The organism is Dysgonomonas sp. Marseille-Q5470 (genome assembly GCF_951230145.1).
In the GTDB taxonomy this organism is placed as follows: Bacteria; Bacteroidota; Bacteroidia; order Bacteroidales; family Dysgonomonadaceae; genus Dysgonomonas.
Genome location: NZ_CATNVE010000002.1, coordinates 43,345 through 57,001, shown reverse-complemented (window position 1 = coordinate 57,001; position 13,657 = coordinate 43,345). Strand labels below are relative to the sequence as shown.

Genomic DNA, 13,657 nt, shown 5'->3' with positions numbered 1-13,657 from the left:
ACATCGCATACAGAAGGGTATGTAATCAACTTATAAACAAATCATTAAAAATTATCCACATATAATTTGTTTGTTTGTAAATTTTAACTATTTTCGTAAACTGTAAAATGCGAGTAATGAATATCAGAATACTTTCGAAAATCAGAAATTCCACCAATTTATTCAGAAAACATTTTATAAAACGATCGGGCACAAACGAACTTCTCTCTCTATTTATGTGTTATAAAAAAAGAGTTAATAAAAGGTATTACGTATGAAAACAAAACAATTAGTATCGCTAGCACTCTTTGTACTTATTTGTGTACTGAGTATTAATACTGCCTCAGCCCAATTTCGTTTAGGGGTAAGGGGAGGTGTAGATGTAGCCAGCAACAAGCTGAATACCGATATATTGAAGGCCAGCAACCGATTAGGCTTCCAGATAGGCCCTACCGCCGAATTTGTAGTTCCTATTTCGGGATTCGGGGGAGACATTTCTGTTCTGTACGGACATAAAGAATATAAGATCAGTGAAAAGCAAGACAATGCGTCTTTATCCGACTATAATTATATAAGCGTGCCTATCAACTTAAAGCAACGTATCAAGCTAGGTCCTTTGGGCTTGTTTGTTACAGGTGGAGTATACGGCAACGTGAAAGTGGGTGACGACAATGCTAAAAATGCAAATGAAGTGGTTAACGCTTTCAAGCACAAAAACTTTATCTTCGGATTGGGTGCAGGAGCAGGAGTTACTTTATTCAGAAATATAGATTTGGGAATGTACTTCCGTGGCGACCTGACCAACAATTATAAAGAAGAATACATGGATGCCGATACGTTCCAAAACAAGAAAAACCAATACTGGACCGTAGGACTCAATTACTACTTCTGATAAACAAAAATGCTGTATGCTGATGTAATATTACCCTTGCCGCTACAAGGGACTTACACTTACGCTATTCCTTTAGAATTTAAAAAATCGGTATACGCAGGGAGTAGAGTTATTGTACAGTTTGGCAAAAAGAAGTTTTACACAGCCATTGTTTTTCAGATATACGAAAAAGAAAAATTATCACAGCCGGTAAAAGACATTGTTACCGTGCTAGAAGAATATCCTATAGCCACCCCTCTCCAGCTAAAGTTCTGGGAATGGGTGGCTATGTATTATATGTGTTCGCTGGGAGATGTGTATCGTGCAGCTTTGCCCTCTGCCCTGAAACTGGAAAGCGAAACTCACGTTTTGCTCAATGCCGACTTTGAGACTTCCGAACCGCTTACCGCCAACGAACAGAAAGTATTCTACTGCCTGTCGCCCGACAAAGCCAAAACGATAGCCGAGATAGAAAAACAAGCGGGGATACCGAATGCCGTCACAGCCATAAAAGCTTTGGTAGACAAAAAGGCCGCATACATCAGCGAAAACATACAAGACACATATACCGTAAAGAGCCAAACAGCCATACGCCTCACCCGTCAATACAGCGAAGAAGAGCTAAATGCGATAATGGACGAACTGGGTAGGGCAAAAAAGCAACAACACTTGTTTTCTACCTTCCTGTTTATGAAGGACGAGGCTCCCCTTGTGCTAAAAAAAACACTGCTCGAAGAAGCCGATACTTCGGCTAGCGTACTGTCCGAACTGCAGAAAAAAGGGTTCCTCGAAACGTACGAATACGAAGTCAGCCGTTTCGACTATGGCGATACCAATATAGATGCCGCTTCTGAACTGAACGAATATCAGCGAAAAGCCCTTGAGGAGATAAAAGATTCATTCAAGGAAAAAGATATTACCCTGCTCTTTGGCGTCACATCGAGCGGAAAGACAGAAATATACATACAACTTATAAAGGAGGCAATAGAGAAAGGCAAGCAGGTACTTTACCTTCTGCCCGAAATAGCCCTCACCACCCAGATAACCGACAGGCTAAAAGCCGTTTTTGGTAACAAACTTGCGGTGTATCACTCCAAGTTTAACGATAACGAGCGAGCCGAAATTTGGAACAACCTACTAAAGAACAACGACATACAAGTTGTCTTAGGAGCACGTTCCGCTATATTCCTACCTTTTACAGACTTAGATCTGGTGATTGTTGATGAGGAACACGAAAGCTCGTACAAGCAGCAAGACCCTGCCCCCCGCTACAATGCACGCAATGCCGCTATCGTATTGGCTTCTCTATTCAACACCAAAACGCTGTTGGGTACGGCTACCCCTTCGCTAGAAACATACAACAATGCCCTCACGGGAAGGTACGGACTGGTAAGGCTGGACAAGAGATATGAAAATATCGAGTTGCCACAGATAGCAGTCGTTAACACCAAAGAGCTGAGAAGGAAGAAACAAATGAAGTCGTTCCTCTCTCCTCCCCTCATCGACAAAATGAAGGAGGCGTTGAGCAAAAAGGAACAGATCATACTTTTCCAAAACAGACGTGGATTTGCATCTATGCTCGAATGCAAGACCTGCTCGTGGACATTGCATTGCCGAAATTGTGACGTAAGCCTCACCTATCACAAAGGGCAACGAATGATGGTATGCCACTACTGTGGAGCAACATACGAAGTGCCTACCGTTTGCCCCGATTGTAAGACCCCTACACTCGACATGCTTGGCTATGGTACAGAAAGGATAGAGGAGGAAGTTGCAGAACTCTTTCCCGAAGTTTCGGTTGCACGTATGGACTTAGACACCACACGAGGAAAGCGGTCTTACGAGCGTATTATTTCCGACTTTGAACAAAACAAAACCAATATACTTATCGGTACGCAGATGGTATCCAAAGGCTTAGACTTTGATAATGTAAGCATTGTAGGCATACTTAACGCCGACAATATGCTCAACTATCCCGACTTCAGAGCATACGAACGGGCGTACCAACTCATGACACAGGTAAGCGGACGTGCCGGTCGAAAGAACAAACAGGGCTTGGTATTCCTTCAAACCTCCCATCCGGGTAGCCCGTTGATCAGCTTTGTAAGGAGAAACGACTATGAATCGTTTTACGAACTACAAGCCGAGGAGCGAAAAATGTTCCGTTATCCACCCTACTTCCGTCTGATAAACATTGTTGTACGTGGCAGAGACGAGCAACTGACCGACAGCGCAGCACGGGAGTTTGCCTCAGCCTTGCGTACCACCTTTGGCGAGCGTGTGTTGGGACCGGGCAAGCCGCCGGTATCACGCATACAGTCGTTGTATATACGCCACATTATGCTCAAAATTGAAAATCAGGCATCGATACAGAAGGTTCGTGAAGGTATTTTCCAATGCCAGTCCCTTGTATTTACCAACCCGGCGTTCAAGTCGCTGTTGTTGCACTACGATGTTGACCCGATGTAGGTTTACGCCGGCTTTTATATTATCATACTGAACGGAATGAAGGATCTTTTCCCGCTAAATATAAAAAACGCTTTCCGCTACTGAACATAACAAGAATTATTGAAAAGCATTTAAGTTTTTTTATCTGCATTATTGAAACGTTTTATATAACTTTGCGCCAAGTTAAAAGACTTGCATACACTTATGAATGAGAAGGAAAAACAAAGAAGGAATAATAAGACAAATAAAAAACGCACCCCGAAGACCATCATAAAAAAGATGTGGATCGGGTTTGCCTGCTTCATCGGAGTACTCACCATCACATTTGCCCTTATCAGTATAGGAGCAATCGGCTATATGCCTGATGTAGAAGAGTTAGAAAACCCGATTGACAAATACGCCTCTCAGATATATTCTACCGATGGGCAACTGTTGGGCACATATTCCCTTGCAAAAAACAACCGTATATATTCCAACTACGAAGATCTTTCTCCGTATCTGGTACAAGCGTTGGTAGCTACCGAAGACGCACGTTTCTATTCACATTCGGGTATTGATGCATACGCATTGCTCAGAGCCGTAGTGAAAAGAGGTATCCTGATGCAGGAAAGTGGCGGTGGGGGTAGTACCATTCCTCAGCAGCTGGCAAAACTGCTTTACTCTCCTCCTTCCGAAAACTGGGTTCAACGTGTGTTTTTACGCAAGCCTATCGAATGGGTTATTGCCGTAAAACTGGAACGATATTATACAAAAGAAGAAATAGTGAACCTATACCTCAATCAGTTCGACTTCCTATACAATGCTGTAGGTATTCAGTCGGCTGCACAGGTGTACTTCAACAAAACACCAAAAGAGCTCAAGATAGAAGAAGCCGCTACCCTGATAGGGATGTGTAAAAACCCTTCGTACTTCAACCCGAGAAGATATCCCGACAGAACAAAAGGTCGTAGGAATGTGGTATTGGAACAGATGTACAAGAGCGACTACATTACCGAACAACAATACGACTCACTGATACAAACAGAACTGAAACTCGACTTCAAACGGGTAGACCACAAAGACGGGCTTGCTCCTTATTTCAGAGAGTATCTGCGTATGGCTATGACAGCCAAAAAGCCTAAGAAATCGAATTACGCTTCGTGGCAAATGGAACAATATGCGCTCGATTCTATCAGCTGGGAGACAAACCCGCTGTACGGATGGTGCAACAAGAATAAAAAGCCGGACGGCTCTAATTACAACCTCTCTACCGACGGACTGAGAATATATACAACGATCGACTCTCGCATGCAGCAGTATGCCGAAGAGGCGATGGCAGAACACCTCAGCAAGGAACTGCAACCCGATTTCGATAAAGAAAAGAGAGGTCGCTCGTATGCTCCGTTCTCCTACTCGGTAGCCAAAGATGTAGACACATTGCTGTATCGTGCCATGAAGATTAGCGACAGGTACAAGGCTCTGAAAAATGAAGGAATGTCCGACAAAGAAATACTACAGATATTCAAGAAGCCTGTAGATATGAAAGTATTCTCTTGGAAAGGAGAAGTAGATACGACAATGACCCCTTGGGACTCCATACGCTATCACAAAAGCTTCCTGCGTTCGGGCTTTATGGCGATGGATAATCACAACGGATATGTAAAAGCTTATGTGGGAGGAATAAACTTCAAGTTCTTCCAGTATGATATGGTGAACATGGGACGCCGACAAATAGGTTCGACCATCAAACCATTCCTTTACACCCTGTCGATGGAAAGCGGAATGACGCCTTGCGACCAAATGCTATATGTGCCTCAAACCCTCATTGCCGAAACAGGTAAAGAGTGGACTCCAAGAGGAGGGCGAGCATCTATGTTTGGCGAAACAGTCACCATCAAATGGGGACTGCAAAACTCCGACAACCTTGTTACGGCTTACCTCATGGGACGTACCACACCGTATGCCTTTGCACGTATGTTGCACTCGTTTGGTATCACCGGACGCATAGACCCTGTGGTTTCTATGGCACTGGGTACACACGATGTGTCTGTATCGGAAATGGTTGCCGCTTATACCTCTTTTGCGAACAAAGGAATACGTTCCAACCCTGTATATGTTACCCGCATCGAAGACGCCTTTGGCAATATAATAGCTGATGCAGCCTTCGCTCCGAAGATGGACGAGGTATTCAGCGAAAGCACATATGTGAAGATGCTCGACATGCTTCGCGGAGTAGTGGATGGCGGTACAGGCGGACGCATCAGACGCAACTATGGCATAACAGCGCCAATGGGAGGAAAAACAGGAACAACACAAAATAACTCCGACGGATGGTTTATGGGATTCACACCTAAACTTTCTACCGGATGCTGGGTAGGTGGAGAAGACCGCTCTATACACTTCGACCGCACGACTGACGGACAGGGAGCCAGCATGGCTCTGCCGATAGTAGGTCTGTTCTTCAAAAAAGTATTTGCAGACAAGCGACTCGGTTATAGCCAGGGAGACCAGTTTGAGAGTGTACCGGGATATGGTGTTTGCGACAAGAGCAGCGACGAAGAGGTTCAGGATGCACCACCTCCGGCTCAGATAGACGAAATGTTTAAGTAAAAACCGGCTATAATCCGGGCCTAGACTTTATGCTGAAATATTACTACATCGATGATATATCGAAGTTGCAATGCGGCCCCTTTACTTCAAACGAGTTACTTCGGAAGAATATCAGCCCCGAAACAATCGTTTGGCGTTCGGGGATGGCAGACTGGGCTGAAGCCGGAACCTTGCAGGAGCTGAATTTTCTTTTCGACACGAAAGCCCCTGTACCGCAAGACCGTAGAGAAGAGCAGCAGACACCTCCTCCAATACGACAGCAGCAGGATAGACAAAACCCGACATATAACAGCGGGCAGCGATACCAATATGACGACCAGCACAAGTGGGATGGCATAATACCCATGCCCAAGAATTGGCTTATAGAATCGATATTGCTCACTATATTTTGTTGTTCGCCGATAAGCCTTGTCGGAATATTTTATGCCGTGAAGGTAGAAACGCTGTATGGCAAGAGAGAATATGAAGCTTCGCAAGATGCATCGCGCAAAGCTAAACTATGGACGCTATGGGGTATTGCATTCTTGCCTGTTATCTATATGTTATTGTTCATTTTAGGTTTGCTTGCAGCTCTTTCGCAGTATTAAAACCGAGAAACAATGCCGAAATATCTAATCAGAGTTATTGTGATAGGCTGCGTAATACTGCTTGCCGCAATTATATACTTTCTGTTCAGTCCCGTAGAATCGGCATATTTTCCGCAATGCCCTTTTCATCGGATCACAGGGTTCGACTGTCCGGGCTGCGGTTCGCAGCGAGCCATACATCACTTGCTACACTTTAGGCTGAAAGATGCATTTACGAGTAACCCCCTCCTTATACTGGCAATTCCCTATCTTATCATTGGAATTTATTTCGAATACTTTGGCGGTAAAGAAAAATATCCGACCGTACGGAAGACATTATTCGGAAAAAGGGCTATCGTTATAGTTCTTATACTGATTGTGCTTTTCTGGATAGGGAGGAATATCAGCTTTTCATAATATATAACAGGGATAGCAAGCCACCGGATACAATTTCCCCCTCCAATAGAAAAGAGTGAATCTAATGAAGGGGGAAGAAAATAAAGTATATCTTTTATTTCACAGCTTCTACTGTGTATCCTTTAGCAGCAAGCTGAGCGAGCAATCCGTCCTTGTCGGCAAGGTGCAACGCACCTACGGCAATGAGGCTCGATTTATTTTTCATTATCTCAGGAAGTTTTGCGATCCACTTATCATTACGGTCTTTGTTCAGAGCGTTTTGCGACTTTTGTGATACGCCACACGGATCGTCGGGATTATTAAAAGCAAGATTGTACATATTTGTCAGCTGTCCTGCCTTGTAGTATGCATTCAGTTTATCCAACATATCTTTTGCCTTGTCGCTGTTCACGACATAGCATGCCAATGAAACAGCCTGATCTTTCAACGGTTCGGCATCGAACAGAGCATAAATCTGATCTTCGACAGTTTCGAGACCAACAACGGATTTTCCTTTCTCGGTAGCTATGCGTTGTACATATCCATCGATAGCTTCGTGTGCCATCGGGTTAAACTCAGGATAAAATTTTGTATATAACGTGATAGTGTACAACATAGAAAGCATACCCGGCTTGAGTTGTCCAAACTGACTGAGACCAACACCGAAAAGCTCTTTCAACCCATTATCCAGCTTGGTATAGTCGTCGGGAGACAACAAAGCTGCATAACTTTCGCCTGCCGGCATCATCGCCGCCTGTTGCAGTTTGGCCTGCATCGCCGTCTGATCAGACATCAGAAGTTCGCCCACCGTTTGTTCGGTAGTTTCCATGGCATTTCTTAGTCCCGGAATGCTATCTACATAGCTCACATGTGCCAGATGGTGCGTACCAAGTATATAAGAAGGCTTTGATAGCCCATTGCCCGAAACCTTCCAAAGCAAAGCGTTATCATACTTCGTTTCGTTCTGAGCTGTGAGCGTGGTAGCAGCTACAAATAGTATCAGTGCAAAAAATGTTGCGACCAGATTTTTCATATTACATTTATTCGTTAAGTTTCTTACAAAGGTTATTTATATTTTGTCATGCTGACGACTAGAAGCATCTATTATGGCAAGAGATTTTTGGCTATGCCGATTTTCAATTCAGTCCTTTCAAAATGACAAAGAGGATATTCTTATTATTCAGTCATTATTATCTTTCTCAAAATCTTCTATTTCCCGTATCGAATCTTGTATCTTCTTTATATTATTCAAGTACAAATATTTATAGATCAGGAAAGAGAAAACCATCGTAGATGCAATCATAAAGATAAGTAACAAGAGCATAAACGACGACTCGCCGTCAGACGAATATCGCCCCATCAGCTTAGGAAACATACTCGGCAGACCATAATATATATACGACACCGAGAAAGCGACTATCCACACCGCTCCTATAATAATTTCGTACACCAAGAATTTCTTGTAGCGTGTCACCCCCTTCGATATTTCCAGTATTCCCATTTTAGACACATCCGCCTTCTTCAGGTAGCTGATCTTATACAGCTGCCAGAAAAATGCCGGGATAAGCAATGCAAAATAAAGGATACCGGGCAGAGGATGCATACAATAGAACAAGACTCCTGCAAACACACAAGGTATGAGCAGCCACAGAAAGCACTTGTCATACTTCAATAAATTTGCATAAGCGCTTTTCCCCTTATTATCCAACATTTTCTGAATCTTTGATTCATCGATTGTCGGCTTTATATCCGCTTCTTGCCACGTTTTTTTTATGCTATCGAGATCCATATAATTTGGTTAGTTTTCTCCATTCGACATCTGCTTCAACTTATCTTTTATGCGGCTCAGTTTGGTTGCCACATTTGTCACAGAAAGCCCTGTGATTTCGGCTATCTCCTTATACGGTTTATCGTCGAGATAGAGTAAGACTAGGGCGCGTTCGATTTTTCCTAAACGGTTGATTAATTTGTACAATTCTTGTATTTCTTCATTGTTGTCTACCACGTCGGGAATATCTGTCGATATATCTACATAGGAAACATTAATTCTATTCCTGCGATAGAAAGACACACAGGTATTGAGCGCAATCCTATATATCCAGGTCGAATACTTGCTTTCGCCCCTGAACGACGGATACCCTTTCCATAGGTTGAGTACGACTTCTTGATAAAGATCGCCGATCGGATGCTCTTTGTCGACATAGAAGGAAGCTACCTTGAAGATAATACCCTCGTTTTGGCGTATCATCTCTAAGAATTGTTCATCCCTTTCCTTCGTTTCTTTCATCTATTAGAAGTCGCTTTATTATATATGTCGCAAAAGTGTGCGATTTGTCACAATATTAGGAATTTTTTAATGTTTAATCACGAATAGATGATGAAAATATGAAGCGGTAACCAAAAAAATGGATGTAAAAGCTTGTTGCTAGGGGCATGTTCTCAATTCGATTAACCACAAGAATAGCCTCTACTGTAAGATATATTTTTTGCTATGTACTAGCCATTTTTCATATCTTTGCAAAAAAATATAAACATCGGATATAATGAAAAAGATAGTATACTTGCTGATTATTTTGTTTAGCATATCCGCGTGTAAATCTGTTAAGTTTATGACAAGCAACGAAAAATCACTGATAAATAGCGGAAGTGCAGATACTCCGCTCAGAGTATTACAAACCGACAACCAAAAAGATTCTCTTTTCCTCAGAAAAAAAAGCATCGATCTGGATGCGAAGAACATTGCAACCAACAAAGACCTGCAACTCCTTATCGACCGCCTGCAAATGACACTTGCCGTAGAGTCGGGAGTCGGAATAGCAGCTCCGCAGGTGGGTATAGGGCGTAACCTTTTCCTTTTCTTGCGTATCGACCAAAAAGGGATGCCTGTGCAAGTAGCCATCAATCCACGTATTGTAGGTCATTCGGCTGAGACATTCCTCTTCGAAAGAGACGGATGCCTTTCCGTACCCGAACTATCAGGCACGACGAATCGCTACACATGGGTAGATGTGGAGTATTACGACGATAACGGAACGCTTATAAAAGAAAGACTAAGCGGCGGCTCACGTGGCGCAGACTTTACGGGCGTGATATTTCAGCACGAGTACGACCACCTTCAAGGTATATTGTTTACCGACAGACTGGCTACTGCCGTTTCTCCTGAGGTTCAGAAAGAGGATTGATGCTGCCATTTGAAGAAAAACAATCGACAACATAAAAGCAAAAAGAGTAAATCAAGGAAATGATTTACTCTTTTTTTTGACGAATATAGTTTTGTATGTGTTCGTATTAAGATTAGAAAGTTAACATAATCGTCGTCTAAAGTAAGACTGTAAAGCAAAAGTATAGTATTCATTTTGCACTTATGTTAACTATTATAAATCCTGACCACAACTTTTCTCCACACAAGCAAATTATTTAAAGCTGTTTTTTCGAATGTATTCTTTGAAAATAAAAACTGTTTACTAAAAATTACCGACCATTTTTCTATGCTCCGAAAACTCCCTCAGGAAGCAACAAAAGGTGTAAACATTTATAAATATTTACAGCAGAAAGGGCATTAGAAAAGCGTTTCCGCTATTTGTGCAACTCATCGTAGAGAAAGAAATATTATCGATGTATTGAATTTATAGCGGCAAAAAAACAAGTCATAGGATGTGATAAAAAATAAAGTACATCATCGCAAAGTTGTATCCGGCATGCGACAGCACAGCTCCAAATATAGAGTCACACATCTGCTTACACGCAAAAAACAATCGACTGACAGCAAACATTGACAGCACCCACAACAGTGCCGGAACAGGAAGCAATTTCCACACTCCTGCATCAAAAATGATTCCGAAATGAGCCAAATGCGTTAATGCAAAAGCGAGGCTATCGAAGAGAGAAGCCTTTGTTTCACCAAACTTGGGAACAAAGCTGCCATGTATTACCCCTCTGTACAGAAATTCTTCGCCGATAGGGCTGAATAGCATACTGGGTATAGCGGCAATAAGGAAGAAGATAAGCCGATGACTATCGTCCAACACGACAGACGTGCTGGCTTTAGAGATATAGACAAGCGAATTGCTGATTGTATTGCCATAAAAAAGATAAAACAGCCCGTATATAGCTCCGCACGCCAATGCGCCTAAGGCAAAAGAATAAAGCAAACGAAGGTAATTGTTAGGACGCTTAAAGCCAATTTCTCTCCTGCCCTTGCGAGTGAGAAAAATAAAAGGGGTGAACCACATGACGAAAAAGATGATAAAAGCTGTGCCATATCCGCCCGACATGTTCGCATCCAACACCAGAATAAAACGAGGAACACCAAACAGCAGAATTAGCGCAAGACCAAATTGCCAATTATAGCTGAAATAGCGTGACCATATTTTGTGTAGTGATTCCATAATTAAAATAAGTATTACGATTGAAAGTATAAATGAAGTATCTTTTTCTATTCTGACATAAGATTCTTCACTTGTGAGCATGGCAATAAAAATACATTTTAAATATCATCCCGAAAAGAAGAAATCCCTAAAATCTGAAAAATGAGCTTAAATATTTACTTAATAAGAAAAAACATCGCCTGAATATCGATGAAAATTGTACTTTTGTGATATAAACAATTTATCGAAAGTATTGATTTAAACTTTTATCGACATGAATGGGATAGACTGGTCTAATTTGTCTTTCGGGTACATGAAGACAGATTATAATGTAAGAAGCCATTACAAAGATGGAAAATGGAGTACACCAACCGAAACTACTTCTGAGAGTATTGACATTCATATAGCTGCCACTTGCCTCCACTACGGACAAGAAGCATTTGAAGGACTCAAAGCGTTTAGAGGGAAAGACGGGAAAATCCGAATTTTCAGAATGCGCGATAATGCTTTGCGTATGATTTCTTCATGTCATGGTATTATGATGGCCGAGCTTCCTGTCGAAGTTTTTGAAGAAACAGTATTAAAAGCTGTAAAACTGAACCAAAAATTTGTTCCGCCATACGGAAGCGGAGCTTCTTTATATATCCGTCCGCTACTGATAGGCACAAGTGCACAGGTGGGAGTAAAACCTGCTGCCGAATACATGTTTCTCGTATTTGTTACCCCTGTAGGCCCATACTTCAAGGAAGGGTTTAAACCTACCCCGGTTGCCATCCTGCGAGGATACGACCGTGCTGCACCTCTGGGTACAGGTACAATCAAGGTAGGTGGCAACTATGCAGCCAGCCTCGTAGCAGGACACAAAGCGCACGAAATGGGGTATTCTGCCGTTCTGTATCTCGATGCCAGAGAAAAGAAATATCTGGACGAATGCGGCCCTGCAAATTTCTTCGGAATAAAAAACAATACATATATCACACCGCTTTCGAGCTCGATACTTCCTTCCATCACCAACAAGAGCCTGATGCAACTGGCCGAAGATATGGGAATGAAGGTAGAACGCCGTCAGATACATGAAGACGAATTGGCGACATTCGAAGAAGCGGGACAAGTGGGAACTGCTGCCGTAATCAGCCCGATACTAAGAGTAGATGATCTGGACGAAAACAAGTCGTATGTGATATCTAAAGATGGTAACGCAGGCCCTGTAAGCACCAAGCTGTACAACAAGCTGAGAGCGATACAGCAGGGCGACGAACCCGACACACACGGCTGGGTAACAGTTCTCGACTGATCGGGTATCCATATCCTAACAACTTGTTTGCTTGTCTACAATAGTAATTGAATAATGGCAGAAGATAACAATATACAACCCACCGAGAGGATGGTGCTACGCACCGAAGACCTTGTAAAGCGATACTCGTCGCGTACTGTCGTAAATCACGTCTCGATAGATGTGAAGCAGGGCGAGATTGTCGGCTTGCTAGGCCCCAACGGTGCAGGAAAAACCACAACGTTCTACATGACTGTAGGATTGGTGATGCCCAACGAAGGCAAGATTTTCCTCAACGATACGGAGATAACCAAGTTCCCTGTTTACAAGCGGGCGCAACATGGCATCGGCTATCTGGCACAAGAAGCCTCCATCTTTCGCAAGATGACTGTGGAAGACAATATCCGGTCGGTACTGGAAATGACAAAGACATCGTCTGAATATCAGAAAGAAAAGTTGGAAAGCCTCATCGATGAGTTTGGGTTGCACAAGGTTCGCAAGAATCTGGGAGACAGGTTATCGGGAGGTGAACGCCGCCGCTCGGAGATTGCCCGCTGTCTGGCTATCGACCCTAAGTTTATCATGCTTGACGAGCCTTTTGCGGGGGTAGACCCTATTGCCGTGCAAGACATTCAAGAGATTGTGGCAAAGCTGAAATATAAGAACATCGGAATTCTCATCACCGACCACAATGTGGACGAAACGCTGAGTATCACCGACCGTGCATATCTTTTGTTCGAAGGGAAGGTATTGTTTCAAGGAAGTGCCGAGCAGTTAGCTGAAAATGAAACGGTAAGAGAGAAATATCTCGGACGTGACTTCCAGCTGAAACGACGCAATTTCGAACATTTGAAATAGCAGAATAAAAAATAACAGAGAGCGCAGATTGATATAATCTGCGCTTTTTTTATTGCTGAAAAATAGAATAACATAAGAACGACAGACATATAAGTTAACACGCAGAAATAGCTTTTGATATTCAATATAAATAAAATTTATAAAAAAAATAGCACTCTCACCAAAGCTCTTATAACCAAACTATTAGACACCATATAAACTATCATAATAAAACAAATAAAATTAAAAACAGGGGATAAAAAACACACTAAAGTTGCATTTCTATATCACAATAGGTATTTTTACAATCAAATAGATACCAATCTAAAGA

12 protein-coding genes are annotated in these 13,657 nt (G+C 42.5%); 8 read left to right on the top strand and 4 right to left on the bottom strand.

The features are described from left to right. Positions 1-253: 253 nt before the first annotated feature. The 5 genes from QOX35_RS03485 (at position 254) to QOX35_RS03465 (ending at position 6,870) form a co-directional block, all read left to right on the top strand. A complete protein-coding gene (locus QOX35_RS03485) occupies positions 254-871 on the top strand; it encodes an outer membrane beta-barrel protein (RefSeq protein ID WP_135104711.1) in 618 nt (205 codons plus the stop codon). Between the two features lie 9 nt (positions 872-880). After that, on the top strand, positions 881-3,319 hold the full coding sequence (gene priA / locus QOX35_RS03480; protein ID WP_283685807.1) for a replication restart helicase PriA: 2,439 nt from the start codon (positions 881-883) through the stop codon (positions 3,317-3,319). Positions 3,320-3,502: 183 nt separating this feature from the next. Further along, positions 3,503-5,887 (top strand): transglycosylase domain-containing protein, encoded by a 2,385-nt coding sequence (locus QOX35_RS03475; RefSeq protein ID WP_502846755.1) that lies wholly within the window; start codon positions 3,503-3,505, stop codon positions 5,885-5,887. Positions 5,888-5,916: 29 nt separating this feature from the next. Continuing rightward, on the top strand, positions 5,917-6,474 hold the full coding sequence (locus tag QOX35_RS03470) for a CD225/dispanin family protein (protein WP_283685806.1): 558 nt from the start codon (positions 5,917-5,919) through the stop codon (positions 6,472-6,474). 12 nt (positions 6,475-6,486) lie between these two features. Continuing rightward, positions 6,487-6,870 (top strand): DUF2752 domain-containing protein, encoded by a 384-nt coding sequence (locus tag QOX35_RS03465; RefSeq protein ID WP_283685805.1) that lies wholly within the window; start codon positions 6,487-6,489, stop codon positions 6,868-6,870. Positions 6,871-6,964: 94 nt separating this feature from the next. Here the strand turns inward: QOX35_RS03465 and QOX35_RS03460 are convergent, their stop codons facing one another. The 3 genes from QOX35_RS03460 to QOX35_RS03450 form a co-directional block, all read right to left on the bottom strand. Next, positions 6,965-7,882, bottom strand: a complete 918-nt coding sequence (locus tag QOX35_RS03460; protein WP_283685804.1) for a TraB/GumN family protein — start codon at positions 7,880-7,882, stop codon at positions 6,965-6,967. 147 nt (positions 7,883-8,029) lie between these two features. Continuing rightward, positions 8,030-8,638 (bottom strand): hypothetical protein, encoded by a 609-nt coding sequence (locus tag QOX35_RS03455; RefSeq protein WP_283685803.1) that lies wholly within the window; start codon positions 8,636-8,638, stop codon positions 8,030-8,032. 9 nt (positions 8,639-8,647) lie between these two features. After that, positions 8,648-9,136 (bottom strand): RNA polymerase sigma factor, encoded by a 489-nt coding sequence (locus QOX35_RS03450; protein ID WP_135104704.1) that lies wholly within the window; start codon positions 9,134-9,136, stop codon positions 8,648-8,650. 256 nt (positions 9,137-9,392) lie between these two features. On the opposite strand from QOX35_RS03450, the gene def reads away from it, so the two are divergent. After that, entirely contained in the window at positions 9,393-10,031 is a 639-nt protein-coding gene (gene def / locus QOX35_RS03445) for a peptide deformylase (protein ID WP_283685802.1), read from the top strand. A 465-nt stretch (positions 10,032-10,496) separates the two neighbouring features. Here def and QOX35_RS03440 read toward each other — a convergent pair whose 3' ends face one another. Next, positions 10,497-11,237 (bottom strand): CPBP family intramembrane glutamic endopeptidase, encoded by a 741-nt coding sequence (locus QOX35_RS03440; protein WP_283685801.1) that lies wholly within the window; start codon positions 11,235-11,237, stop codon positions 10,497-10,499. 253 nt (positions 11,238-11,490) lie between these two features. Between QOX35_RS03440 and QOX35_RS03435 the strand changes: the two genes are divergently transcribed. Then, positions 11,491-12,510 carry a branched-chain amino acid aminotransferase gene (locus QOX35_RS03435; protein ID WP_283685800.1) on the top strand — a complete coding sequence of 340 codons (1,020 nt, stop codon included), beginning with the start codon at positions 11,491-11,493 and terminating at the stop codon, positions 12,508-12,510. Positions 12,511-12,564: 54 nt separating this feature from the next. Next, positions 12,565-13,347: an LPS export ABC transporter ATP-binding protein gene (gene lptB / locus QOX35_RS03430; protein ID WP_006844650.1), complete on the top strand. Its 783-nt coding sequence runs from the start codon at positions 12,565-12,567 to the stop codon at positions 13,345-13,347. The last annotated feature ends 310 nt before the right edge of the window (positions 13,348-13,657 follow it).